Here is a 24,693-nt window from a genome sequence, read left to right on the forward strand (position 1 = left end):
AACCACAGATGAAAACCCTGATGAAGATTGCGATGTCGTTTGGCCTTGGCCTGTCGATTGCGGCGATTCCGGCGCAGGGTATCGCTGCCCTCCAGCAGGGGGCGAAAGCACCCGACTTCACCCTGAACGCCGCGCAGGGCGGCAAACCTTTCGTCCTGTCGCTGAAGCAGACGCTGAAGAAAGGGCCGGTTGTGCTCTATTTCTTTCCCGCCGCCTTTACCCCGGGCTGCACGATGGAAGCCCATCTGTTTGCCGAATCGAGCGACGACTTCAACCGGCTGGGCGCGCGCGTCGTCGGCGTCACTGCCGGCAACATCGAACGCGTCGCGGAATTTTCCAAATCGGAATGCCGCGACAAATTTGCCGTCGCAGCCGATCCGGGGGCAACGGTCGCGGCAAAGTACGATACCGTCCTTCAGCGCCCGAACCAGCCGGCGATCTCCAACCGGACGTCGTTCGTTATCGCGCCGAACGGGACCATCCTGCTGAGCTACACCGACAGCAAGCCACAGGCCCATGTCGAAAAGACGATGGCGGCGGTTCGCGCGTGGAAAGCCCGGCAGCGCTGATCCGCCATTCAGTGCCTCGTCTGCCCGATTGAAGCCGGCACGCGCATCGACTACAGGGGCCGCCGCGAAAATCCTCGCGACCGGTGCCCCGCGCAGCACCTGCGCGGGGCACCAATGGAGGCCCGATGTCGAAAACAGTCTTTCTGAATGATCTGCAGGTCGGCCAGCTATGGCATAGCGGCCCGATCGAGATGACCGAGGCAGATATCATTCGCTTTGCGGGCGAATATGATCCGCAGCCGATGCACATCGACACCGCAGCCGCGGCGAGCGGTCGTTTTGGCGGCATCATTGCCAGCGGTTGGCACGTCGCCGCGGTCGTGATGCGCGATTTTGTCGAAACCGCGCCGTTCGGAGATACCCCGCTTCTGGGTCTTAAAATCGATGATTTGCAATGGCGTCTGGCTGTGCGGCCGGGCGACGTGCTTCGCATCACGCGCGAGATCGTCGACATCGCGCGCTCCAAAAGCAAGCCGGATCGCGGCGTGCTCACCATGCGAATGACCGTCACCAATCAGGATGACGCAGTCGTGATGTCGTTCATCAACCTGATGCAAATGCCGGCTCGGCCCAACCTCGATAGATAATTTCCCGGCTTGGCTGGAAGCAGATCGTCTACTTCGGCGCACCGCTGTAGCCCGCGGCTTTTCGAAGCTCGGCTGCGTCCATGACATAGCCATCGCTAACAACCGTCACGACACGGCGGAGCGCGCCGAGGTCTGTCGAAGGGTCGCCGTCGACCAGTACCATATCGGCTTCCTTGCCCACCGCGATCGAGCCCGTGCGCTTGTCGGCGCCGACGACGCGGGCGGGGACAATGGTCGCGCTCTGGAGTGCTTCGGCGGGGCTGAACCCGGCCTGCCGGTAGATTTCGAGTTCGCGGACGAGTTCGATCCCCCAGCCGTCGGTGCCGGCGACTATGGGCACGCCCGCCTTGTGCAGCCGGCCGACGAGCTCGACCATTTTCGCATAGCTCTTGCGATAATCGTCGCGCGTCAGCCCTTCAACCAGCGGATAGCCGCCGGCGGTGAACACCGAGCGTTCGAGGACGGGGGAGATGATGCCCATATAGGGTGCGTAGGCGGGTTGCGGTTTCCCGCCGTCCTGCGTGAGCATGCCTTCGAAGATCACGATCGTCGGATCAACCAGGGTTTTCTTGGCCGCAAGGTCGGCCACAAAACGCGACATCACGGGGCCGTCGAGGTCGACATCCCTGAAATAGCGCGCCGGCCCCTCCACGCGTTGCCGCGTGTTGGCCTTGTCGATCACCTCGCGTGGCATCGATTCCATCACCACGAAATTGAGGTGGGTGAGTTCGTCATAGCCCGCGGCGACGGCTTCGCTCGGCTTCATCGTCGCGGGGACATGACCGTGAACATGCAGGCCGAGGCGGTGCGCTTCGGCGGCGGTGGGCGCGATCCAGGCCGGATTCATCGAGGTGTAGAATTTGACGCCCCACAGGCCGGCTGCCTTGACGCGTCGCACGGCGGCGATGGCCTCTTCGGCGCTGCTGACCACTTCGGCGCCCTGTGCCGCCAGCGGATCTTTCTTGTCGATGATGACCGAGATGAACGGTTCGCCCATCAGCAAGCTGCCGTCGGCGCGGCGCTTGGTCGCTTCGACCGCGCGGTCGAAGGTCGTCCCGGGACTGCGGAAGCTGGTGATCCCGTTGGCAATGTTCGAGAGCACGTCCCAATCGTCGCCGATGTGCAGGTGGCTGTCCCAGATACCCGGCACCAGCGTCTTGCCGCGCCCGTCGATGACCTGTGTGCCCGAAGGCGCTTTCAATGATCCGGCGGCGCCGATAGCGGCAATCTTGCCGCCTTGGGCGAGCACCGCGCGGGCAGGAAGGAACACGCCCTTGTCGGCGTCGAACAACTGGACATTGTCGAACAGCACCGGGGCTTTCGCGGCGGGCGAAAGGAAGCGTTTGGCGATCCCGGCAACCGCTTTGGCCGTAGCAGTTTCCTGCGCGTTGCGCAGCTGTTTCAGCGCCCCCTCATACCCCGCCGGGATCACTGAGATGTAACTGATGTCGGCGAAATAGTGCTTGTTCTCATCGAGCCAGACGGGGAGCGGCGAGGGCAGGATCCCGCTGACGAAGGCGAGCTGGACCTTCTTGGGGCCGTCGGGCCCCTGGATCGTCTGTGACGGGCCGAAGGTCATCCGACCCTTGCCGCTCGGCAGGAAATCCAGCCCGGCGTCGCCCGCCGCGGCGAGCGCGTCCATCAACGGGGCGTTCGCGATGCCGACGCCGCCGGCAGGGATGTACCAGCCACCGGCGGGCGCCTCGCCCGAGTCGTTCGCCGTTTTCCAGGTTGCGCGGCCATTCGCGACGCGAAACTCTTCGGCGGCGTCGCCCGAGGTCGTGACGCCGCGAACGGCCAGCGCCTCGATCGTACCGCCGGGCCCGAAGGTCGTGACCTGATCCATCTCGGTTATCCAACCGCGCAGCTCCTGCGACCAGCGATAGGCGGTGCGGCCGTCGGGAAGCTGCCACCGCCACTGGCTGCCGTGCTGGCCGGCTTCGGACACGACCACATATTGCATCGCGTCGGCGGGCGGCTTCAACAACTCTTCCTTGGGGACAGGTTTCGATTGCGCGACCGGTACGGCCGTTTCATGCGCGTAAACCGGACCGGATGCAGCCGAGGCCAGCAGGGCGGCAATCAAAACGAGGCGCATCTTCTATCTCCCCCATGAGCGGACGGTGCAAAGCCAGACACTGGTAGGAGTATTTCGGTGCGCGAAGCAAGATGCGACCAACGCGGACAGCAATTCGACTAAAATGGTCGTTGCTCGCGTGTTAGCCGTTGCTCCCAACGGCGATGATTATTGGTCGCGCTTCTGCAAACCCACCACCGCGTGCATCGGCAGCTCCGCATAAATGTGCGGAAACAGCGCGCCGCCTCGTGCTTCTTCCCAGCGGATCGCATCGCCGAGGCAGATCAGGTCTACCTCGGCGATCATCAGGCCGGTCTGACCTGCGAAATATTTGGCGATCGTCGTCTCGAGCTGTTCGGCGGTCGACAGGTGGATATAGCCATCGGCAATATCCACCGGTGCGCCGCGGAACACGCGTTCGCGCTCGAAATCGGCCCACTGCTGCTGGGTAAGCACCTTGAAGGCCGTCGAGGTTGTCATTCGGGCGCCGCCTCGGTCGAGGTCTCGGCCTCGGGGGCCGCTGCTTCGCCTTCAGCGCCTTCGACCTCTTCCTCGTCGCTTTCCTCGATCAGCGCCGCCGAGACGACATGCTCGTCCTTCGCGACGTCGAACAGGCGGACGCCCGCCGAACCGCGCCCGATGACGCGCATCGAATCGAGCCCCATGCGGATCAGCTTCGCTTGGTCGGTCACCAGCATCAGCTGATGCACCTTGGTGGCAGGGAAGCTGGCGACGACAAGGCCGTTGCGCGCGATATTGTCGATATTGGTGATGCCCTGGCCGCCGCGGCCCGTGCGGCGATATTCATAGGCGGATGACAATTTGCCATAACCGTTGGCGCAAACGGTGAGGATGAATTGTTCGCGCGCGGCGAGTTCGGCCATCCGGTCGCCATCGAGCGTCGGTTCGTTTTCATTGTCCTTCCACGGCGCTGCGCGCAGATAGGCTTCGCGCTCTTCGCTATCGGTGCCGACGCGGTGGAGGATCGACAGCGAAATCACCTCGTCGCTCGGCGCAAGGCGCATGCCGCGCACGCCGGTCGAATTGCGGCTCTGGAATTCGCGGACGTCGTCGCCGGCAAAGCGGATGGCCTTGCCCTGGCGCGTCGCGAGCAGGACATCGTCGCTTTCGTCGAGCAAGGCGACGCCGATCAGCCGGTCGTCCTCGTCCTCGCCTTCGAACTTCATCGCGATCTTGCCGTTCGAGGGCACGTTGGTGAAAGCGTCCATGCTGTTACGACGCACGCTGCCCTTTGCGGTTGCGAACATGACGTGCAGCTTGCCCCATTCGGCCTCGTCCTCGGGCAGCGGCAGCACGGTCGAGATCGTCTCGTCCTTGTCGAGCGGCAGCAGGTTGATCATCGGGCGTCCGCGCGTCGCGGGGCCGCCCTCGGGCAGGCGCCATACCTTCATGCGGTAGACCTTGCCCAAGGTCGAGAAGAACAGCACCGGGGTGTGCGTCGAGGTGACGAACAATTCGGTGACGACATCCTCGTCCTTCGTCGCCATGCCGGCGCGGCCCTTGCCGCCGCGGCGCTGGGCGCGGAAGGTGTCGAGCGGGGTGCGCTTGATATAGCCATCGAGGGTGACGGTGACGACCATCTCCTCGCGTTCGATCAGATCCTCGTCGTCGATGCCGTCGGCGGCGGGAGCGAGCTGCGTCCGGCGCGGCTTGGCGAACTCGTCGCGGACCGCGATCAGCTCTTCGCGCATCACGACATAGAGTTTTTCGCGGTCGGCGAGGATTTCAAGCAATCCCTCAATCTCGCTCGCCAATTCCTTGAGTTCGTTTCCGATATCGTCGCGGCCCAGCGCGGTCAGGCGATGCAGGCGAAGATCGAGTATCGCCTTCACCTGGACTTCGGAGAGGCGATAGGTCGAACTGTCGTCGACCTCGCCCTCGATCGCTTCGACGAGGCGGATATAGGGCGCGATGTCGCCGATCGGCCATTCGCGCGTCAACAGCGCATCGCGCGCAGCCGCCGGGCTGGACGAGCCGCGGATGATGCGGACGACTTCGTCGAGATTGCTGACCGCGACGACGAGCCCGAGCAAGATATGCGCGCGGTCGCGTGCTTTCGCGAGCTCGAACTTGCAGCGGCGGGTGATGACTTCCTCGCGGAAGGCGATGAACGCCTCGAGGATCGTCTTCAGCCCCATCATTTCGGGGCGTCCGCCGCGGATCGCGAGCATGTTGGCGGGGAAGCTCGACTGCGCCGGGGTGTGGCGCCACAGCTGGTTGAGCACGACCTCGGCGGTCGCGTCGCGCTTCAACTCGATGACGACGCGCACGCCCTCGCGGTTCGATTCGTCGCGGATGTCGGCGACACCCTCGATCCGTTTGTCGCGCGCGGCTTCGGCGATCTTTTCGACGAGGCCCGACTTGCCGACCTGGAACGGGATGGCGGTGAGGACGATCGACTGGCGGTCGCCCCGGCCTTCTTCGACGATATGCCGCGCGCGCATCATGATCGAGCCGCGACCCGTGGCATAAGCAAGGCGTGCGCCGCCCTGACCAAGGATCAATGGCCCGGTCGGGAAGTCGGGGCCGGGGATGATCTCCATCAATTCGTCGAGGGTGATTCCAGGATTGTCGATCGTCGCGAGCGTCGCGTTGATCACTTCGCCGAGGTTATGCGGCGGAATATTGGTCGCCATGCCGACCGCGATCCCGCCCGCGCCATTAACGAGCAGGTTGGGATAGCGCGCGGGAAGGACGGTCGGTTCGGATTCCGAGCCGTCATAGTTCGGCTGGAAATCGACGGTGTCCTTGTCGAGATCGCCGAGCAGCGTGTTCGCGACCCTGGCGAGGCGCGATTCGGTGTAACGCATCGCCGCCGGCGGATCGGGGTCCATCGACCCGAAATTGCCCTGACCGTCGACGAGCGGGACGCTCATCGACCAGTCCTGCGTCATGCGGGCGAGCGCGTCGTAGATCGAGCTGTCGCCATGCGGGTGATATTTACCCATGACATCGCCGACGATACGCGCCGATTTGCGATAGGGGCGCCCCGCGACATAGCCGCTTTCATACGCCGAATAGAGGATGCGGCGATGCACCGGCTTCAACCCGTCGCGGACGTCGGGGAGCGCGCGGCTGACGATCACGCTCATCGCATAATCGAGATAGGAGGTCTTCATTTCGTCGACGATATTGATCGGCGAAATGCCGTCCTCGGACGGCGGCGTAGGCGTATTTTCTTCGGTCAAGACCCGGCCTTTTTTCGTTCTTTCGGGAGGTGAATTTTGCCTAGCCGATGACGGGCCGAAAGGCCAGCGATTCGGTCATTTTCCCGCCATTTTTTTACGCGCAGAAATGGCGCGTAAAGCGTGGTAAAATGGCGTGAAGGCGTGACGTCATCGGGCTCCATCGCGGGGCTTGCCAATCGCTTCGTCGTCCCTAAAGCTGCGCGCCGATGACCGCTGCTGAGAAACCCCGGCGCCGATGGCCCTGATTGCGCTGGTCGGCGCTTCCGAAACGCTGCCCGACGGGTCGCTCCGCGCGCTCGTCACCGTGGCGGGCGAGACGCTGATCGAGCGGCAGGCAGCGCGTCTTTCCGACGTCGGCGTGACGCATATCGCGGTTGCGGTCGGTGCGGTCCCGGCCGAATTGCTGGCAACGTGCGACCGCATCCGCCGCCGCGGGCTGAAGGTGACGGCGGTACGGGCCGCGGCCGACCTGATGGGGCTGGTCGAGGCCGACGACCGCATCATGCTGGTCGCCGACGGCCTCCGCGCGGGCGGGACGCATTATGCGGCGATCGCCCGGCCCGGATCGCCGGCGATCCTCGTGACCGGCGATACGCCGCTGACGCAAGGGTTCGAGCGTATCGACGCGACCCGGCGTTGGGGCGGGCTTGCGTGCATTTCGGAACCGATGGTTGCCGAACTCGCCGCGATGCCCGGCGAGTGGGACATGATGCTGACGCTGCTCAGGCTCGCGGTGCAATCGGGCGCGCGGCGGCTCTATTGCGAGCCCGCCCTGTTCGAACAGGGCGAGATCGCGATCGTCGCCGATCGCCCGACCGCGGCGCTGATCGAACAGTCGAGCCTGCAACAAGTCGAATATGGCGGCATGGGGCTCGGCCGTTCGTCGATCATGATGCCGCTGATCCGGCTTGCCGGCCCCTTGCTCGTCAAATCGCCCGCCACCGCGCGCTATCTGCCCTATGTCACCGCGCTGCTTTGGATCGTCGTCGCCGTGCTAGCAGCGAGCGGGCTTGCCGCCGCGGGGGCGTTGGTGGCGATTTTCGGCGGGCTGGGCCTTGCTGCGATGCGGTTCCTGTCGGCCTTTCGCGCCGAAAGCGCAGCGCAGGACCGGGTTCGCGATGTGATCCGTACCTTTGCTTGGGTGTTGCTCGCGATCTTCCCCTGGCTGCTGTCGCTCACCGGCGCGGCGCATCGCATGCCGCTGGTCGCCGAAGCGGCGCTTGCGCCATGCCTCGCCGGGGCGATCCTGCTCGCGCGCTGGCTGTACGAGGATTCGGGCGACCGCCGGCGATTCCATTGGTTGCTTCCCGACGCCGATCAGGCGTGGATCATGCTCGCGCCCGCGTTGCTATTTGGGTTCGCGCCGCTGATGTTTGCGATCCTGCCGTTGCTCGCGCTGTTCCAGATATTACTCTGGCTGCGGCTCGCACGGCGCCCGGACGCAAGGTAAAACCAAGCCCTTGAAGGTTTAAGCCCTATTAACGCCATTCTGATATTGGCGAATGCGCATGAGTGAATCGGTCTTCTCTCCCAGCATCGACCCGCCGTCGCCGACGCTGTCGGCGCGCCTGCGCGAGTTGGCGAGCTATCTGGCGGCGCCCGCTGCCGGGCGGCTCACAGAGGAACAGCGCGCGCTGTCGCTGGGCGTTGCACGCCGGCTGGTCGTTGATGTCGCGGCTCGGCTCGATCCCCGTATCGATCCGGGCCTCCTGTGGAACGAGTGGCTAAGCGGCGGATTGCCGTGTGCCGCGCGGCTCGCGGGCATTTGTTTCGCCCGCGCCGAGGAGCATCGCTGGCGCGAGCAATCGGGCCAGCGAACCAGCCCGCCGCCGGTCCTGTCCGAGCCCGAAACGGTACAAGCCGATGCGCCCGCGGAAAGCGAACCGCTGTCCGATATCGATCGCGCCTATCTTGCGCTGCAGATCGCCGACCGCCGCCGCTTCGACGCACTGGGCAATCCTGCGCTCGCGGTCGCCGATCTCGACGGCGAAACTTTCCGTGCCCTGCTGCTCGATATCGCCGCGTGGCGGCTAGCCGAGGTGAGCGGGGACAAGCGACGTGCCGCCGAACTGGGGGATGCGGTGCGCGTCGCGATCGAACGGCAGGCCGACGAAACCGGCATGGCGCAGGCCGGACAGACCTATTATGAGATTTTGGGGGCTGCGATGCCCGGTGCGGCGGTCGCGGCGATCGCCCGCCACAATTGGCCGACGCTGATCGCTCTCGCCGCGTCGGCGAACCGCCGCGCCTATGACGACATGGCGATTACGCTTCTGACGGCCGAAACCGCCGCACTGCCTTTGCTGCTCGCTCCGCTGCGTCTCGATCATGCGGCGCTGGCGCCGCTTGAGGTCTCGCTGGTGATGCTGCCCGCGCGTGCGGTGGCCGATGTGAGCAGCGATGAGTGAGCGCATCATCCGGGGCCGGGTCGACCGGACGGGGGCGCTGGTCCGCGCCGATGCACCATTGTTGCGCCTGCAACAGCGTGCGGGCGCGGGGCTCGATAAGCCGCTCGCGCTGCCGCATCTCGCACGGCTCGTTGCGTTGGCGCAGCAGCTTCACCGCGATATCAGCCGGCCGCTATATGCCGCCGACGATCATAGCGACATCCACGCGCTCGTCCGCATCACGCCCGATGCCGACGGAGCAAGTCTCGAGATCAGCGACTGGCGTACACGCCCGGTGACGCAGCCGCAGATGCCCGTGATTGCCGACGGCGCCGCCGTACCGCAAAGCTGGACGTGGGAATGCGACCAGCAGTTGCGCCTGGTCGCGCTGCACGCCGCGCCCGATGCGCCCGCCATTCCCGACGGCTGGGAAGGCCGCTCGCTGTCGGAACTTTTCGAACTCCAGCCCGACGAAGAGGGGCGCTTTCCAGTCTTGCGTGCTTTGGCGCGCCAGTCGCGCTTTGAAAGCCAGCGCGTGCGGGCAGCGGGTATCGCGATGACGTTGTCGGGCGAAGCCTTGTTCGACGCAATGGGGCGTTTCACGGGTTTCCGTGGGCTCGCGGTCGTCGCCGATGAGCAAGTGCCCGCCGAGCCAAAGGGGGGCGGAACGTTCGTCGATCCGGCGTTCGGATCGTTACCGCTGTCCGATCCGCAATTCGGCCGCCGTATCGATGGCGCGCTGCGCGGTCCGCTGAGCCGGATCATCGCGACGGCGGAAACGATTTCGGGGCAGTTCGACGGCCCGATCCGCGCCGATTATGCGCGCTACGCCGGAGATATTGCGCATGCCGGGCGGCACCTGCTTGGCCTCGTCGACGATCTTGCCGATCTTCAGAATATCGAACGGCCCGGGTTCAAGGCCGCGCGCGACGAAATCGATCTTGGGGATCTCGCGCGCCGCGCGGTCGGCCTGCTCGGCATGAAGGCCGAGGAAAAAGGCATCCGCATCGATGCGCCGCGCACCGACGACCGGGCGCCGGCCACCGGCGAGTTCCGCCGCGTTTTGCAGGTGCTGCTCAACCTGCTCGGCAATGCGATCCGCTATTCGCCCGATAATTCGCAGATATGGATCCGCGTCGATCGTGAGGACGACCGCGCGATGGTTACCGTCGCCGACCAGGGGCAGGGCATCGACGCCGAACAGCAGGCGGTAGTGTTCGAGAAGTTCGAGCGGCTCGGTCGCACCGACAGCGGCGGTTCGGGTCTCGGCCTGTATATCGCCCGCCGCCTTGCGCGTGCGATGGACGGCGAATTGACCGTCGACAGCGCACCGGGGCAGGGCGCGCGCTTTACGCTGAGCCTGCCCGCGCGCGACGCCTGAATCGAAACGGCGGCACAGTCGCCTGCGCCGCCGTTCGAAATTTCCGATTTTGAGCGCTTAGCGCTTGTCGACCGAAACGAACGGACGATGCGTCGGGCCGGTGTAGAGCTGGCGCGGACGGCCGATCTTCTGCGCGGGGTCCGAGATCATTTCGTTCCACTGCGCGACCCAGCCGACGGTGCGGGCGAGGGCGAAGAGTGCGGTGAACATCGTCGTCGGGAAACCGATCGCCGACAGGATCACGCCCGAATAGAAATCGACGTTCGGGAACAGCTTCTTCTCGACGAAATAGGGATCGTTGAGCGCCATTTCCTCGAGCTGCAGCGCGACTTCGAAGACGGGGTCGTTGACCTTCAGTGCTGCAAACACTTCGCGGACCGTCTTCTGCATTACGGTCGCGCGCGGGTCGTAGTTTTTATAGACGCGGTGGCCGAAGCCCATCAGGCGGAACGGATCGTCCTTGTCCTTTGCACGGGCGATATATTCGGGAATGCGTTCGGGGCGGCCGATTTCGCGCAGCATGTTGAGCGCGGCTTCGTTCGCGCCGCCGTGCGCGGGACCCCACAGGCAGGCAATGCCCGCCGCGATGCACGCGAAGGGATTGGCGCCCGACGAACCCGCGAGACGAACGGTCGAGGTTGATGCATTCTGCTCGTGATCGGCGTGGAGGATGAAGATGCGGTCGAGCGCGCGTTCGACGACCGGGTTCACCTCATAGGGCTCCGCGGGCACGCCGAAGGTCATGCGCAGGAAATTGCCGGTGTAGCTCAGCGAATTGTCGGGATAGACGAAGGGCTGGCCGACCGAATATTTATACGCCATCGCGGCGATCGTCGGCATTTTGGCGATCAGGCGGTGGCTGGCGATCATCCGCTGGTGCGGATCGTGAATCTCGGTCGAGTCATGATAAAAAGCGCTCAATGCGCCGACGACGCCGCACATGACCGCCATCGGATGCGCGTCGCGGCGGAAGCCACGATAGAAGGTCGCGAGCTGTTCGTGCAGCATTGTGTGGCGCGTGATCGTATTGTCGAAATCGGCCAGTTCCTGCGCATTCGGCAGTTCGCCGTTGAGCAGCAGGTAGCAGGTTTCCATGAAGCTCGAATGTTCGGCAAGGTCGCCGATCGCGTAGCCGCGGTGGAGCAAGACACCCTCGTCGCCATCGATATAGGTGATCTGCGATTCGCAGCTCGCGGTCGATGTGAAACCCGGATCATAGGTGAAGGCGCCGGTCTGGGCGTAGAATTTGCGGATATCGACGACGTCGGGGCCGACGGTGCCCGACAGGACAGGGCTGTCGACGGTCGTGTCGCCCAGCGTGATTTTCGCAGTGTCGGTCATATTTTGTTCCCTGTACTGACGGCGGGGAGAGAGAGTGGCTACGCCCCTGCCGGATAATGTTGCGCTGCGTCAAGTCGGGCCAGACTGACATCTCGTCCAAGCAACAGCAGCACGTCGAAAATTCCCGGGGAAATGGTTCGGCCGGTTAGTGCAGCGCGTAGGGGTTGCGCCAATTTACCGAGCCCCAGTTCGGCGGCTTCGGCTTCGGCGCGCACGGCCGCATCCAGCTCTTCTATTGTCCAGTCGTTCAGCCCGCGCAGCCGTTCTGTCACCGCGGCAAGCAGACCTTCGGGCGAACCCTTTAGCACCTCGGCCGCCTTTTCGTCCACCGGCAACGGGTCCGGCTGGAACAGGAAAATCGCGCCATCGGCGATTTCGTCGAGGGTCTTGGCGCGCGGTTTCAGCGAGTCCATTGCGCGCGTCAGCAGATCGCGATCGAGGCCGTCGAGCGGACGGCCGACAAGCTTTTCAACCCGCGGCGCGACCAGGCCGGCGAGCCGGGCATCGTCGGCCTCGCGAAGATAATGGCCGTTCAGATTCTCGAGCTTTTTGAAATCGAAGCGCGACGGCGAACGGCCGACATGCGCGAGGTCGAACCACTCGGTCGCCTGCGCGCGGCCGATAATTTCGTCGTCGCCATGGCCCCAGCCGAGCCGGAGAAGATAGTTGTTCACCGCTTCGGGCAGATAACCCATTTCGTCGCGGTACGCGTCGACCCCGAGCGCGCCGTGGCGCTTCGACAGCTTCGCGCCGTCGGCACCGTGGATGAGGGGAACATGCGCATAAATGGGCTCGCGCCAGTTCCCCCCCGTTTCTTTCAGGGACCGGATCAGCGCGAGTTGGCGGAACGCGTTGTTGAGATGGTCGTCGCCGCGGATAACGTGCGTCACACCCATATCATTATCATCGACAACGACGCTGAGCATATAGGTCGGCGTGCCGTCGCTGCGCAGCAGGACAAAATCGTCGAGCTCGGCGTTCTGGACGGTCACGTCGCCCTGAACCTTGTCGGCGATGGTTGCCGCGCCATCCTGCGGCGCGCGCAGACGAATGACGTGCGGCACCGACGGATCGCCGTCGTCGCGGTCGCGCCAAGGGCTGCGGACACGGAAGGGCAGGCGTTTTTCCTGCGCCTCGGCGCGCATCGCGGCGAGTTCGTCCTGCGTCAGGTAGCAGCGATAGGCTTCGCCTTTCGCGAGCAGTTCCGCCGCAACCTCGGCATGGCGCGGCGCGCGCGCGAACTGGAACACCGTCTCGCCGTCCCAATCGAGGTCGAGCCACTGCATCCCGTCGATGATCGCGTCGATCGCTGCGTTGGTCGAACGCGCACGGTCGGTGTCTTCGATGCGCAGCAGGAATTTCCCGCCGTGATGCCGCGCGAACAGCCAATTGAACAATGCGGTGCGCGCGCCGCCAATGTGCAGGAAACCGGTCGGCGAGGGGGCAAAACGCGTCACCACACTGGCGCCGGTTGCCTCGGAGGTCGCTTCTGCCACTTTGGTTTGGTTTTCGGTTGCCACTATGGCCTCTTTCACTCAATTTGCCGCTATTCTGGGCGGGGATCGGGGGAGCCCCTAGCATGGCGACAAGGCAGCTTCAAACGCCCATTGCCGCACGCTGGACAAGTCTCTGGCGCGGCGCGGGCGACGCGCTGGAAGCGCGGCTGGAGGCCGAGCGCGAGCGGATCGGGCTTTGGCTGCCGGTCGCGCTCGGCGCCGGCATCGCCACCTGGTTCGCGTTGCCCGCGAAGGCGCACTGGATCGGGTTGCTGCTCTTGCTCGCGGGCGGCCTGTGCGGGGGCCTGCTGATCGGCTGGCAAAAAAGCCGTCTCGGGCGGCTTGTTGTCGTGGGGTGTGGCGTGATGGCGGCGGGCGTACTGCTCATCTGGGCGCGTGCCGTCTGGGTCGCGGCGCCGGTGCTGGCGGGACCGGTTGTGACCGAATTTTCCGCGATCGTCGAACGCGCCGAGCCGCTGCCGGCCAAGGGGCAAGTTCGCATTCTCGCTCTGCCGCAGAACCGTACCGACCTGCCACCGCGCGTGCGGTTGACCCTGCGCAGCGAGCAGGCGGCGAACCTCACCGACGGCGAAATAATCGGGGTCAGGGCGCGGCTGATGCCGCCACCGACGGCGAGCCTGCCGGGTGGATATGATTTTGCGCAGCGCGCCTGGTTCGACCGCATTGGTGCGGTCGGGACAGTGCTGGGCGATGTTTCGCGGGTTCCGGCGAAAGGCGCCGTAACCCTGCCGCTGCGGGCGCGCCTTAACGCGCATATCCATGACCAAATCGACGGATCGCCAGGAGGCATTGCTGCGGCGCTCGTAACGGGTGATCGCGGCGCGATCAGCGAAGCGGACGAAGAGGCGATGCGCCGCAGCGGACTGGCGCATCTGCTGTCGATCAGCGGGTTGCATGTGACCGCCGTTGTCGGTTTCGCGATGTTTCTGACGTTGCGATTGTTCGCGTTGAGCCGAAGGTTGGCACTGGCCGGCTATGTCCTGCCGCTTGCTGCTGCTGCGGGGGCGCTCGCCGGCGGAGGATATACGTGGCTCGCAGGGGCCGAGGTGCCGACGTTGCGCTCGTTTATCGCCGCGCTGCTCATCCTTGTCGCCTTCCTGATGGGGCGCGAGGCGCTGACGCTGCGGCTTGTTGCCGCGGGCGCGTTGATCGTATTGATCTGGCGGCCCGAATCGCTTGCCGGTCCGAGCTTCCAACTAAGCTTCGCGGCGGTCACCGCCATAATTGCGCTGCACGAAAGCCGTCCGATGCGATCTTTTCTGATGCGCCGCGACGAGCCTTGGCCGGTTCGTTTTGGCAGGGCCGTTGCGGGATTGCTCCTTACTGGCCTTGTCGTCGAAATCGCACTAGCGCCGATCGCGCTGTTCCATTTCCACAAGGCGGGGCTGTACGGCGCACTCGCCAACGTGATCGCAATCCCGCTGACGACCTTTGTCATCATGCCCGCCGAGGCGCTCGCCTTGCTGTTCGACAGCGTCGGGCTCGGCGCGCCCTTCTGGTGGATCACCGAACAAGCCCTGCTTGCACTGATCGGGTTGGCGCACGGCGTCGCCGACGCCCCGGGTGCGGTCGCCATGATGCCAAGTTTTCCGCGCTGGGGCTTTGCCCTGGCGATATTCGGCGGGCTCTGGCTGCTGCTTTGGAAGACGCGGTGGCGCCGCGCGGGCGCGGTCCCGCTGGCGATCGGCATGGCGGCGCTGCTGGTCCAGCCGCGCCCCGACCTGCTTGTCACCAGCGACGGCCGCCACATCGCCGCTGCATTGCCCGACGGCAGTTACGCGCTGCTCCGCGACAGGGCGGGTGATTATGTGCGCGACAGCATGGCCGAAGCCGCCGGGGTCGACGCTCCGCTCACCGCCCTCACCGATCTCGATCATGTCGAATGCAATCGCGATTTCTGTCGTTGGAGCCAAGGCGAGGGTTCCGCGCGGCGTATCATCCTTGCTTCGCGTGGGCGCGACCGGATCGAGGGTGCCGAGATGGCGGCGTCCTGCGCCGCCGCCGACGTCGTGATCAGCGACCGCTGGTTACCGCACGAATGCGTGGGGCGTTGGATGACGATTGATCGCGACAGCCTAGCGACAAGCGGGGGACTGGCACTCTATCTGAGCAAAAAGCCCGAAGCCGTCGCCACGCTTCGCGCGGGCGACGGGCATCCGTGGCGTCTGCCGCAGCAGCTTAGTGGTAACGACGAAGCAATCCCGACAGGCGGCCCTGCACGATGACGCGGTCGGCAGGGTAGCGCTGCGGTTCATAGGCAGCGTTCGCCGGGTCGAGGCGGATCATCTGTCCTTCGCGGCGGAAATATTTGAGCGTTGCATCCTGCCCGTCGACCAGCGCGACGACGATGTCGCCTTCGCGCGCGGTGCTGGCTTTCTGGATCAGCGCATAATCGCCGTCGAAAATGCCCGCCTCGACCATCGAGTCGCCCGAGACTTCGAGCGCATAATGTTCGCCCGAGCCGAGCAGCGCGGCGGGCACCGCCAGATTATTATGTTCCTCGAACGCCTCGATCGGGACGCCAGCGGCGATCTTGCCATGCAGCGGCACCTCGACGATGTCGTTGGCGGCGATCGGTCGCATCGCGGGAGCCGGCTTGCGCAGCGGGACGATATTGTCACGATCATTGCGCACAGGCTTGGCAGCCTCAGGCACCTTGAGCACCTCCAGCGCGCGTGCGCGGTTGGGCAGGCGGCGAAGAAAACCTCTTTCTTCCAAGGCACTTATCAGACGGTGTATGCCCGATTTCGACTTCAGGCCCAGCGCCTCCTTCATCTCCTCGAACGATGGCGAGATGCCGCTCGTGTCGAGACGTTCCTGGATGAAGTGGAGCAGCTCATGCTGCTTTGCGGTCAACATCGATCGTTCTCCATGATGCCAATTCCGGACATAGGGAGAACGATAGTGGAACAAAGCGGAACTTGTCAAGCGATGACGATATAGTCCGCCATGTCGCCTGCCGCACGGGCGGGCGCGCCAATGTCGCGGATCAACAAAGCGTTGGCCGATGCGAGCGGCAGCGTGAGTCCGCTTTCCTGCCCGAAGAGGGGAGTCAGCCGCCCTCCTTCGAGTCGTGCGCGCAGATAATCGCGGCGCGTGCCGCCCTCGGCGAGCGGAGCAGCAAGTGGTGCTCGATGCACCTGCGGTAGCGGATCGTGCGCGCCAGCAAGGTGGCGGACGAGCGGGAGCAGGAACAGCGTCGCGGTGACGAAGGCCGACGAGGGATTGCCGGGCAGGCCGAGCAGAACCGCATCGCCGATCGTCCCCCCGATCAGCGGCTTGCCCGGACGCATCGCGATTTTCCAGAAATCGAGCTGGCCGCCGACGTCTTCGAGCGCGCCGCGAACATGGTCGTGATCGCCGACCGAGGCGCCGCCCACGGTGACGATGACGTCGTGACGTCGCGCCAATTCCTTGAGAACATTGCCAAGCATTGCGCGATCGTCGCGGATATGGTGCGGCAAGATCGCCTCGGCAACCTCGCCGACGAGCATTGCGGCGAGCATCGCGCCATTGCTGTCGGGAATCTGGCCGGGGGCGAGCGAGTGTCCCGGCTGGACGAGCTCGTCGCCGGTGGTGAGGATCGCGACGCGCGGTCGGCGGCCGACGGCAAGCTGGCCCGCACCGCTCATCGCCGCCGCGGCGATGGCACCGGGCGTCAGGCGCGTGCCCGCCCGCAGCAGGCAATCTCCCGCGGCGAAATCAGCGGCGCGCGCGCGGATATGTCGGCCGCGCGGACCATGGCCATCGCCCGTCAGGGTCAGTCGCGCGCCGTCGCGTGCGACATCTTCCTGAACGATCACCGTATCGGCGCCGGCAGGAAGCATCGCGCCGGTGAAAATGCGCATGGCCTCGCCGGCTTCCACCATGCGGTCAGGCGCGGTCCCGGCGGCAGCTTCGCCGATGACGGACCATGGCCCGGGCAGATCGTCAAAACGGATCGCATAGCCGTCCATCGCCGACAAGGGGGCGGCAGGCTGGTCGCGCAAAGCGACGACATCGCTCGAAAGATAGCGCCCAAGCGATTCTAGAAAGGCGATATTTTCACTCGCTAGCGGCGCGCGCAGCGCGAGCAACCGGGCCTGCGCTTCCTCGACGGGAAGCAGCCCGCTCATTCGGCGCGCCAGTCGCCCGAGCGCCCGCCGCTCTTTTCGAGCAGGCGGATGTCGCCGATTATCATCGCGCGATCGAGCGCCTTTGCCATGTCGTAGAGCGTGAGCAGCGCGACCGACACCGCGGTGAGCGCCTCCATCTCGACCCCGGTTGGGCCGGTCGTCTGTGCGATTGCGGTGACCGATATGCCGCTTTCCTCCCACGCGAAATCGACGCCGACCTTGGTCAGCGCGAGCGGGTGGCAGAGCGGGATGAGGTCGGCGGTGCGTTTGGCAGCCATGATCCCGGCGATGCGTGCGGTCGACAGCACGTCGCCCTTGGGCGCATTGCCGCCGCGGATCGCTTCAAGCGCTCCGGCGGACATGGTGATGCGGCCACCCGCGACCGCGCGGCGCTGGGTGGCGGGCTTGGCGCCGACATCGACCATCGACGCAGCCCCGCTTTCGTCGAGGTGCGTCGGGCGCGTCACGCCGTGGCGCCCGTTAGAAGCGCGCGCGTTGCCGCCGTGACGTCAACCTGGCGCATCAGGCTTTCGCCCACGAGGAACGCTTCGACGCCGCTTTGCGCCAGCCTTTCGCAATCGGCGTGGCTCGCAATGCCGCTTTCGCCGACGAGCAACGTGCCTGGCGGGACGAGCTTTGCAAGGTGTTCGGTGACGCCGAGATCGGTCTCGAAGCTCCTGAGGTCGCGGTTGTTGACCCCGATCAGGCGCGACTTGAGTTTGGTGAGCGCGCGGTCAAGTTCAGCCTCGTCATGAACTTCGACGAGCACATCCATGCCGCGTTCAAATGCCGCCGCTTCGATCTCGCACATCACGCCGTCATCGAGCGCGGCGACGATGATCAGGATCGCGTCGGCACCGATTGCGCGCGCTTCGGCGACCTGCCAGGGATCGACCATGAAATCCTTGCGGAGCGCGGGGAGGGAGCAGGCAGCGCGCGCTGCGATCAGATAATCCTCATGCCCCTGAAAATAGGGCGCGTCGGTCAAGACAGACAGACAGGCTGCCCCGCCGGCCGCATAAGCGCGGGCATGGTCGGCGGGATCGAAATCTTCTCTTATCAATCCCTTGGACGGCGATGCTTTCTTGATCTCGGCGATCAACCCGAAACCGCCGGCGTCGATCTTCGCCTGAAGCGCCGCCGCGAAGCCGCGCACTGGGCCGGCGTCGATCGCGTCGAGTTCGGACAGCGAGCGCAGCGCACGGCGCTCGGTCACTTCGCCGGCCTTGGTGGCCAGGATTTGCGTGAGCTTGTTCATTTATACGCGATCCAGCAATTGAGCAGCGCGGTGGCAAGGCCCTTGTCGATCGCCTCGGCGGCTTCCTCAACACCCTCGACCAGCGTTTCGGCCGCGCCGGCGACGACGAGCGCTTCGGCGGCGTTATAGAGGACGGCGTCGCGATAGGCGCCCGGTTCACCCTGAAGCAGACCGCGCAGCGCTGCGGCGTTGTAGCTCGCATCGCCGCCGCGGATTTCGGCGAGCGAGCGTGTCGGAAGGCCGGCATCGGCGGCGACGCTGCGCTGCATCCGAACGCCTTCGGGCGTTACCACCGCAACCTCGTTGCCGCCGGCGAGCGACAGTTCGTCGAGGCCCTCGTCGCCCGATATGACGCGCGAATGTTCGGTGCCGAGCCGGTGCAGCGCCTCGGCGTAGACGGGGACGTAGGCGGGGCGGGCGATGCCGACGAGTTGGCGCGTGACGCGGGCGGGGTTGGCGAGCGGGCCCATCAGGTTGAAGATCGTCCGGCGCCCGATCGCCTTGCGGATCGGCATGATGCGCTTCATCGCCGGATGACGCGTCCCGGCGAAGAGAAAGCAGATGCCGAGATCGGCGAGTTGTTCCTCGGCTTGCCTGTCGGCGCGCTCCATGTCGAGGCCGAGTGCCTCCAGCGTGTCGGCCGCGCCAGATCTCGAGGAAGCTGCACGATTTCCGTGCTTTGCGACAGGAACCTCGCACGCCGCGACGACGATCGACACGGCGGTCGACACGTTGAGTGTATGATGGCCGTCGCCGCCGGTGCCGCAGACGTCGATCGCACCGGCAGGCGCATCAATCGGGATCAACCGGTCGCGCATTGCCTGCGCCGCGGCAGCGATTTCGACCATCGTTTCGCCGCGGTCGGAGAGCGCAGTCAGGAATTGGACGATATTTTCGTCGCTGGCACCACCATCGAGCATCGTGGCGAAGGCATCGGCCGCCTCGTCATGCTCGAGCAGCCCGGCGGGATCGGGAAACGGACCGAAACGGCTCATGCGGCTTTCCGTTCGCCGACCGGCAACCCCGCAATTTTCAGGAAATTGGCCAGCATTGCGTGACCGTGCTCGGTCGCGATGCTTTCGGGGTGGAACTGAACGCCGTGGATCGGCAGCTCGACGTGGCGGAAGCCCATGACCGCGCCATCGTCGCTCGTCGCGTTGATGACCAGGCTTTCGGGAATGTCGACGACCTCGAGGCTGTGATAGCGCGTCGCCTGAAAGGGCGAGGGCAGGCCGGCGTAGAGCCCGCTGCTGTCGTGGCAGACGGGCGAGGTCTTGCCGTGCATCAGATGGCCGCGCTGGACGGTGCCGCCAAAATGCTGGCCGATCGCCTGATGGCCGAGGCATACGCCGAGCAGAGGGCGCTTGGCTTCGGCGCAGGCGGCGACGAGATCGAGGCTGATCCCGGCTTCGTTCGGCGTGCACGGGCCGGGCGAGATCAGGATCGCATCGGCGCCGGTGGAGAGCGCGTCAACCGCGGTCAGCGCGTCGTTGCGCTCGACACGCACGTCGACCCCCAACTCGATCAGATAATGAACGAGGTTGAAGGTGAAGCTGTCATAATTGTCGATGACGAGGATCATGCGGTGGGCCGTAACGATTTTGGGGGAGTGGGGGAAGGGATAGAAGCTTTTCGGCGTTCAACTCTTCCTTCGCGGGTCGATCACTCCGCCATCAGCTTGGCGAGGTCGTCCTTCCAGAACGTCGCCCAGGTGTGCGTGCTATGGCCCTTGGTTTCGGGGGTCGCTGCGATCAGAATGAACTTCGTCGTCGGCAGGCGCGCCGCAGCTTTCTCGGTGATCCCATACGCGGGCGGATTGATGAAATCGTCGGCCGAATTGATCCACAGCATGGGCACCCTGATCTTTTCGAGATTCGGCCACGGGTTATAGGTTCGCGAGCTATCAAGCTGATAAATCACGTCATTGGCGTCGTTGCGGCCATTGGTGCGGGCGAAAGCTTCGTCCTTGTACTTCTCCGCGGCTTCGCGCGTCGGATATTGTACCTGCAGCGCATAGGGATTGGCGCCGGCGATCATGCTGAGCGACGCTGCGGTGCGCAGGCCCGATGCGGGCGGCTCCTTGTAGTTGCCGCCGTTCCACAGCGGATCGGCCTTGATCGCGTCGATCGACAGCGTGCGCCACATACGGTTCTGACCCGCGATCTCGACCGGAAGGCAGGCGAAGGGCGCGAGTTTCTCGGCGAAATCGGGGTATGTTTCACCCCAGACGAAGGCGTGCATGCAGCCCATCGAGGTGCCGAGGATCAGCTTCAATTTCTTCACGCCGAGCTTTTCGGTCAGCATCCGGTACTGCGCACCGACCATGTCGTCATAATCATATTTGGGGAAGGCCATCCGCATGCCGTCGCTCGGCTTCGACGAGCCGCCGTGACCGATATTGTCGGGCAGGATGATGTAATATTTCTTCGTATCGAGCAGCTGGCCGGGGCCGAACAATTCGTTCGCGAACTGCGGCTGGAAGAATTGCTTTCCGGTGCCGCCGGTGCCGTGGAGGATCATCACCGCGTTGGTGACATTGCCCTTCTTGTCGCGCTGCGGTGTGCCGAGCGTCGTGTAGTGGATCTTGAGCTCGGGCAGCTTTTCGCCGTTGGCGAAGGCGAAGTCCTTGAGGATCGCATCGCCTTCGACGGCACCCTCGACGGTCTGGGCGTGAGCGGGAACGGTGAGCAGCAGGGCGAGCGGGGCAAGATATTTACGCATGGCCGGACGCTAGCGTCCGTTCCGTACCCGTCAAGCTATTGACCGTACCCCGGCGTGCCCGCCAGTCGCACGGCCTCGCGCGCCGCGGCGAAGAGCGCGCCAGCCTTGGCCTCGCATTCGCGCTGTTCATAGGCGGGGTTGCTGTCGGCGACGATGCCGGCGCCCGCCTGGACGTGCATTTCGCCATCTTTCACGATCGCGGTGCGCAGCACGATGCAGCTGTCCATATTGCCGTCGGGGGCGAAATAGCCGACGCCGCCGGCGTAAGGCCCGCGCGCATCGGCCTCCAATTCGGCGATGATCTGGCACGCACGGACCTTGGGGGCGCCGCTGACGGTGCCCGCAGGAAAGCCCGCGAAAAGGGCGTCGATAGCGTCCTTGTCGGGCGCGATGCGGCCGATGACGTTCGAGACGATGTGCATGACATGGCTATAGAATTCGACGGTGTAGCTGTCGGTGACGGCGACCGATCCGCCGATCGCGGCGCGGCCGACATCGTTGCGGCCGAGGTCGAGCAGCATCAGATGCTCGGCGCGTTCCTTGGGATCGGCGAGCAGGCTTTCGCGGTTCTCGGCATCCTCCGCGCTGGTGCGACCGCGCGGGCGGGTGCCGGCAATCGGACGAATGGTGATTTCGCCATCCCTGACCCGAACCAGTATCTCGGGCGACGAGCCGATCAGCGCGAAGCCGGGCAGGTCGAGAAAATAAAGGAAGGGCGAGGGGTTAATGCGGCGGAGCGCGCGGTAAAGGTCGAAGGGCGGCAGGTCGAAGGGCGTCGAAAAGCGTTGCGACAGTACGACCTGAAAGATGTCACCCGCGGCGATATAGTCCTTCGCGGTAGCGACCATCTGCGCAAAATGCGCGGGTGTGGTCGCGGGGTTCGCGGCGATGTCGGTCGGCAGCGCGTCGGTCGAGGCGCGGTCGGCGTGGGCGCTGACGCTCGACAGGCGCGCGGCGATGGTGTCGAGCCGGTCCTGCGCGCCCTCGATCATCCGGTCGATCGGCGCGTCGGCGTCGGGCCAGATCGGCGCGATCAGGAAAAGTTCGTCGGCGAGGCGGTCGAATACGAGGATCGTCGTCGGGCGCACGAAGACCATGTCGGGCAGCCCCAACCCCGCACCCGGCGCGCGCGGGATGCGCTCGACGAGGCCGATCGTTTCATAGGCGAAGAAGCCGACGAGCGTCGCCAGCGCCTTGGGCAGTCCCTCGGGCACGTCGAAGCGGCATTCGGCGACGAGGTCGCGCAGCGCCTGCAACGCCGGGGTGGCGAGGGGTTGGAACGCATCTCGGTCGCGGCGCCAGTCGCGGTTGATCCGCGCGGCGTCGCCGGTGACCTCGAACATCAGGTCGGGGTCGAGGCCGAGCAGGCTGTAACGCCCGCGCGTCTCACCGCTTTCGACCGATTCGAGTACCCAGTCGCCGCGCCCGGCCTCGATCAGCTTGAGCGCCGCCGAAACGGGCGTTTCGATGTCGGCGATCAGCCGCTGCCAGACGACCGCGCCGCGCCCCTGCGCCAGCGCTTCGAGCGCTGCGGCTCTGCCTTCGAGGCTCACCCTTATTCGGAGACCGGCGCGGTGCCGGTCAGCTCGGCGCGCAGCTGATTGACGAGATCCTTGTTGATCGTCACGCCGACGCGGCGCTTCGCTTCGGCGGCGAGCTGTTCGATCAGTTCGTTGCCAAAGGCGGGCGCAAGCGGCTGAGCGATCGCGGCGACGCGCGCCGGTTCGATCGCCTTGGGATCGGGACGCTGGACCTCGCTGAGCGCAATCACCATCCATCCACGATTGCCCGGGATTTCGAGCGTCTTCACGCTGTTCTTTGCCATCGAGAAGAGCAGGGCGAGTTCGGGCGGCACGGGTTTGCCGCCCGCGCCGAGTTCGGCACGGCGGCCACCGATCGTCTGGACATTGCCGATATTGGGGCCGGCAGCCGCGACGGCTTCGTTCAGGCTTTTGCCGCCTTCGACCGCCTTGACGATCGCGCGGGCTTTGCCACGGGCGACCTTCTGCCCCTCGGCAAAACGCCATTCGCTGAGCAAATCGCCGCGAATCTGCGCGAAGGGCGGCGGCGCGGCGGCGGTGATCGATTTCACCGCATAAACCGCGAATTTCTCATTCTCGACGAGCGTCGCGATATGCCCTTCGCCTTCGCCGGCGGCCTGGAAAGCCTGCGCGACAAGTGGCGCCAGCTCGGGCGCGGGGGTGAAAGCGGGCTGGGCGGGGGCGCGGCCGCTGGGCAGGATCGCGGGCGTTTCGACAAGCTGAAGCTTCCGGTCCGCGGCGACTTCCTCGACCGACGCGCCGCCGTTCACGGCATCCTGGATCGCGTTATAATAATCGACGATCGCCTCGTTCGCCTTGTTCTTGGCAAGTTCCGTGCGGATCACGGCGCTGGCGTCGGCGAGGCTGCGCGCGGGCTTCGCGGTCACATCCTCGACGCGCGCGACAGTCCAGCCGAGGCCGGTCTGCGTCGGGCCGATCAGATCGCCGCGCTTGGCGGCGAAGGCAGCCTTGGCGGCCGCGGCGCTGCTCGTCGCGGCAAAGGCCGACTGGGTCAGGTCGCCAGTGGTCGAAGCCGAGAGGCCCGCTGCCTGCGCCGCAGCGGCGAGCGGCGTTCCGCCGCGAACCTTGGTGGCGAGAGCCGTCGCCGCCGCTTGATCGGGAACAATCACCTGCGCAAAGCGGCGCGTTTCGCTCGCCGTATATTGCGCGGCATTGTCCTTATAGACCTTGGCGATTTCGGCGTCGGTGACCGCGGGAACCGGCACCGCGCCACGATCGAACAGCGCGTACTGGATTACGCGGCGTTCGGGGACGGTGAACTTGGCGGCATTTTGCGACAGGAACGTCTTCAGCGCGGCATCGCCAGGGTCGGCGGTCGGCGCGAAGGGGCTTGCCGGAATGAAGGTCGCCTGTCCGCGGCGCTGTTCCATCAGCAGTGCGGCATAGGGCTGAGCCATACCCGGCGCGATCCGAGGCATCAGGGCGATCGGTGCAGCGAGCTGTTCAATCAGCAGCTGCTGGCGCAGGTCGCGGCGAAGCTGGGTTTCGGTGAGGCCGTTCTGACGCAGGAAATTCTCGAAGACCTTCTGGTCGAACTTGCCCGATACGCCGGCAAAGGCCGGCAGATCGGCGATGCGTCCATCGATCAGCCGCTTGCTGACGCTGAAGCCCATGCCCGTCGCGAACTGGTCGAATGCGAGTCCCTCGACAAGCTGGTCGAGCACCTGGTCGAGCCCGCCCGATTCGACGAACGCGGCCATCGTCAGCCCGGGCTGCCGCTGGCGCGCCTGATCATAGGCCTGGCGCGCCCGGTCGCGCAGTTCGCCGACACCGATCTGTTCGCTGCCGACCTTGGCGACATTGGCGCCGCCAAGCCCGCCAAAGCTCGAATTGCCCGTCACATCGCCGAGTGCGAAGGCGAGGCCGACGAGGACGACGAAGCCGAGGGCAAGGAATTTGCCGATCGTTGAGGAAAACATGGCGCGGATAGCGGTAATCATGGAACGGACATTCTTTCCGGCAGGGCGCG

General features: G+C 65.3%; 20 protein-coding genes. 6 read left to right on the plus strand and 14 right to left on the minus strand.

The genetic code is table 11. From position 1 onward, the window contains the following. Nucleotides 1-8: 8 nt before the first annotated feature. On the plus strand, nucleotides 9-569 hold the full coding sequence (locus ACREBX_RS07045; protein WP_431561038.1) for a peroxiredoxin: 561 nt from the start codon (nucleotides 9-11) through the stop codon (nucleotides 567-569). A 125-nt stretch (nucleotides 570-694) separates the two neighbouring features. Further along, a complete protein-coding gene (locus tag ACREBX_RS07050) occupies nucleotides 695-1,156 on the plus strand; it encodes a MaoC family dehydratase (RefSeq protein ID WP_431561039.1) in 462 nt (153 codons plus the stop codon). A 28-nt stretch (nucleotides 1,157-1,184) separates the two neighbouring features. Here the strand turns inward: ACREBX_RS07050 and ACREBX_RS07055 are convergent, their stop codons facing one another. The 3 genes from ACREBX_RS07055 to gyrA form a co-directional block, all read right to left on the minus strand. Further along, on the minus strand, nucleotides 1,185-3,254 hold the full coding sequence (locus tag ACREBX_RS07055; RefSeq protein WP_431561040.1) for an amidohydrolase family protein: 2,070 nt from the start codon (nucleotides 3,252-3,254) through the stop codon (nucleotides 1,185-1,187). A 147-nt stretch (nucleotides 3,255-3,401) separates the two neighbouring features. Further along, complete coding sequence (locus tag ACREBX_RS07060; protein ID WP_431561041.1) at nucleotides 3,402-3,713, minus strand: DUF952 domain-containing protein; 312 nt, start codon at nucleotides 3,711-3,713, stop codon at nucleotides 3,402-3,404. After that, nucleotides 3,710-6,373, minus strand: a complete 2,664-nt coding sequence (gyrA, locus tag ACREBX_RS07065; RefSeq protein WP_431561160.1) for a DNA gyrase subunit A — start codon at nucleotides 6,371-6,373, stop codon at nucleotides 3,710-3,712. The genes ACREBX_RS07060 and gyrA overlap by 4 nt, the downstream gene beginning before the upstream one ends. A 304-nt stretch (nucleotides 6,374-6,677) precedes the next feature. On the opposite strand from gyrA, the gene ACREBX_RS07070 reads away from it, so the two are divergent. Genes ACREBX_RS07070 through ACREBX_RS07080 form a run of 3 tightly spaced genes read left to right on the plus strand, consistent with a single transcriptional unit; the run spans nucleotide 6,678 to nucleotide 10,210 of the window. Continuing rightward, nucleotides 6,678-7,892 carry a hypothetical protein gene (locus ACREBX_RS07070; protein ID WP_431561042.1) on the plus strand — a complete coding sequence of 405 codons (1,215 nt, stop codon included), beginning with the start codon at nucleotides 6,678-6,680 and terminating at the stop codon, nucleotides 7,890-7,892. Nucleotides 7,893-7,950: 58 nt separating this feature from the next. Then, nucleotides 7,951-8,850, plus strand: a complete 900-nt coding sequence (locus ACREBX_RS07075; protein WP_431561043.1) for a hypothetical protein — start codon at nucleotides 7,951-7,953, stop codon at nucleotides 8,848-8,850. Beyond that, nucleotides 8,843-10,210: a sensor histidine kinase gene (locus tag ACREBX_RS07080; RefSeq protein WP_431561044.1), complete on the plus strand. Its 1,368-nt coding sequence runs from the start codon at nucleotides 8,843-8,845 to the stop codon at nucleotides 10,208-10,210. Before ACREBX_RS07075 ends, ACREBX_RS07080 begins: the two co-directional genes overlap by 8 nt. A 57-nt stretch (nucleotides 10,211-10,267) precedes the next feature. Here ACREBX_RS07080 and ACREBX_RS07085 read toward each other — a convergent pair whose 3' ends face one another. Further along, nucleotides 10,268-11,551 carry a citrate synthase gene (locus ACREBX_RS07085; protein ID WP_431561045.1) on the minus strand — a complete coding sequence of 428 codons (1,284 nt, stop codon included), beginning with the start codon at nucleotides 11,549-11,551 and terminating at the stop codon, nucleotides 10,268-10,270. 38 nt (nucleotides 11,552-11,589) lie between these two features. Further along, complete coding sequence (gltX, locus tag ACREBX_RS07090) at nucleotides 11,590-13,071, minus strand: glutamate--tRNA ligase (protein WP_431561046.1); 1,482 nt, start codon at nucleotides 13,069-13,071, stop codon at nucleotides 11,590-11,592. A 59-nt stretch (nucleotides 13,072-13,130) separates the two neighbouring features. Between gltX and ACREBX_RS07095 the strand changes: the two genes are divergently transcribed. After that, nucleotides 13,131-15,293: a ComEC/Rec2 family competence protein gene (locus tag ACREBX_RS07095; protein WP_431561047.1), complete on the plus strand. Its 2,163-nt coding sequence runs from the start codon at nucleotides 13,131-13,133 to the stop codon at nucleotides 15,291-15,293. On the opposite strand, the gene lexA is transcribed toward ACREBX_RS07095, so the two are convergent. From lexA to ACREBX_RS07140, 9 genes are all read right to left on the minus strand, one after another. Then, nucleotides 15,247-15,927, minus strand: a complete 681-nt coding sequence (gene lexA / locus ACREBX_RS07100) for a transcriptional repressor LexA (protein WP_431561048.1) — start codon at nucleotides 15,925-15,927, stop codon at nucleotides 15,247-15,249. The two genes, ACREBX_RS07095 and lexA, sit on opposite strands and share 47 nt — an antisense overlap. Before the next feature lie 65 nt (nucleotides 15,928-15,992). Beyond that, a complete protein-coding gene (locus tag ACREBX_RS07105; protein ID WP_431561049.1) occupies nucleotides 15,993-17,183 on the minus strand; it encodes a molybdopterin molybdotransferase MoeA in 1,191 nt (396 codons plus the stop codon). Continuing rightward, entirely contained in the window at nucleotides 17,180-17,650 is a 471-nt protein-coding gene (gene moaC / locus ACREBX_RS07110) for a cyclic pyranopterin monophosphate synthase MoaC (protein WP_431561050.1), read from the minus strand. The genes ACREBX_RS07105 and moaC overlap by 4 nt, the downstream gene beginning before the upstream one ends. Continuing rightward, entirely contained in the window at nucleotides 17,647-18,441 is a 795-nt protein-coding gene (gene trpC / locus ACREBX_RS07115) for an indole-3-glycerol phosphate synthase TrpC (protein WP_431561051.1), read from the minus strand. Before trpC ends, moaC begins: the two co-directional genes overlap by 4 nt. Continuing rightward, a complete protein-coding gene (trpD, locus tag ACREBX_RS07120) occupies nucleotides 18,438-19,436 on the minus strand; it encodes an anthranilate phosphoribosyltransferase (RefSeq protein WP_431561052.1) in 999 nt (332 codons plus the stop codon). The genes trpC and trpD overlap by 4 nt, the downstream gene beginning before the upstream one ends. Then, nucleotides 19,433-20,023: an anthranilate synthase component II gene (locus ACREBX_RS07125; RefSeq protein WP_431561053.1), complete on the minus strand. Its 591-nt coding sequence runs from the start codon at nucleotides 20,021-20,023 to the stop codon at nucleotides 19,433-19,435. The genes trpD and ACREBX_RS07125 overlap by 4 nt, the downstream gene beginning before the upstream one ends. Before the next feature lie 80 nt (nucleotides 20,024-20,103). Next, nucleotides 20,104-21,162: an alpha/beta fold hydrolase gene (locus ACREBX_RS07130; RefSeq protein WP_431561054.1), complete on the minus strand. Its 1,059-nt coding sequence runs from the start codon at nucleotides 21,160-21,162 to the stop codon at nucleotides 20,104-20,106. Between the two features lie 35 nt (nucleotides 21,163-21,197). Further along, the gene (locus ACREBX_RS07135) at nucleotides 21,198-22,715 is read right to left on the minus strand and encodes an anthranilate synthase component I family protein (protein WP_431561055.1); all 1,518 of its coding nucleotides are present in this window, start codon (nucleotides 22,713-22,715) and stop codon (nucleotides 21,198-21,200) included. Nucleotides 22,716-22,717: 2 nt separating this feature from the next. Further along, nucleotides 22,718-24,664: a SurA N-terminal domain-containing protein gene (locus ACREBX_RS07140; RefSeq protein ID WP_431561056.1), complete on the minus strand. Its 1,947-nt coding sequence runs from the start codon at nucleotides 24,662-24,664 to the stop codon at nucleotides 22,718-22,720. Between the last annotated feature and the right edge of the window lie 29 nt (nucleotides 24,665-24,693).

Source organism: Sphingopyxis sp., from assembly GCF_050725655.1.
In the GTDB taxonomy this organism is placed as follows: Bacteria; Pseudomonadota; Alphaproteobacteria; order Sphingomonadales; family Sphingomonadaceae; genus Sphingopyxis.

Bases quoted from the DNA above. Each gene is read 5' to 3' on its own strand.
- ACREBX_RS07045 (WP_431561038.1), top strand. From the start codon at position 9: ATGAAAACCCTGATGAAGATTGCGATGTCGTTTGGCCTTGGCCTGTCG.
- ACREBX_RS07050 (WP_431561039.1), top strand. From the start codon at position 695: ATGTCGAAAACAGTCTTTCTGAATGATCTGCAGGTCGGCCAGCTATGG.
- ACREBX_RS07055 (WP_431561040.1), bottom strand. From the start codon at position 3,254: ATGCGCCTCGTTTTGATTGCCGCCCTGCTGGCCTCGGCTGCATCCGGT.
- ACREBX_RS07060 (WP_431561041.1), bottom strand. From the start codon at position 3,713: ATGACAACCTCGACGGCCTTCAAGGTGCTTACCCAGCAGCAGTGGGCC.
- gyrA (WP_431561160.1), bottom strand. From the start codon at position 6,373: ATGAAGACCTCCTATCTCGATTATGCGATGAGCGTGATCGTCAGCCGC.
- ACREBX_RS07070 (WP_431561042.1), top strand. From the start codon at position 6,678: ATGGCCCTGATTGCGCTGGTCGGCGCTTCCGAAACGCTGCCCGACGGG.
- ACREBX_RS07075 (WP_431561043.1), top strand. From the start codon at position 7,951: ATGAGTGAATCGGTCTTCTCTCCCAGCATCGACCCGCCGTCGCCGACG.
- ACREBX_RS07080 (WP_431561044.1), top strand. From the start codon at position 8,843: ATGAGTGAGCGCATCATCCGGGGCCGGGTCGACCGGACGGGGGCGCTG.
- ACREBX_RS07085 (WP_431561045.1), bottom strand. From the start codon at position 11,551: ATGACCGACACTGCGAAAATCACGCTGGGCGACACGACCGTCGACAGC.
- ACREBX_RS07095 (WP_431561047.1), top strand. From the start codon at position 13,131: ATGGCGACAAGGCAGCTTCAAACGCCCATTGCCGCACGCTGGACAAGT.
- lexA (WP_431561048.1), bottom strand. From the start codon at position 15,927: ATGTTGACCGCAAAGCAGCATGAGCTGCTCCACTTCATCCAGGAACGT.
- ACREBX_RS07105 (WP_431561049.1), bottom strand. From the start codon at position 17,183: ATGAGCGGGCTGCTTCCCGTCGAGGAAGCGCAGGCCCGGTTGCTCGCG.
- trpC (WP_431561051.1), bottom strand. From the start codon at position 18,441: ATGAACAAGCTCACGCAAATCCTGGCCACCAAGGCCGGCGAAGTGACC.
- trpD (WP_431561052.1), bottom strand. From the start codon at position 19,436: ATGAGCCGTTTCGGTCCGTTTCCCGATCCCGCCGGGCTGCTCGAGCAT.
- ACREBX_RS07125 (WP_431561053.1), bottom strand. From the start codon at position 20,023: ATGATCCTCGTCATCGACAATTATGACAGCTTCACCTTCAACCTCGTT.
- ACREBX_RS07130 (WP_431561054.1), bottom strand. From the start codon at position 21,162: ATGCGTAAATATCTTGCCCCGCTCGCCCTGCTGCTCACCGTTCCCGCT.
- ACREBX_RS07140 (WP_431561056.1), bottom strand. From the start codon at position 24,664: ATGATTACCGCTATCCGCGCCATGTTTTCCTCAACGATCGGCAAATTC.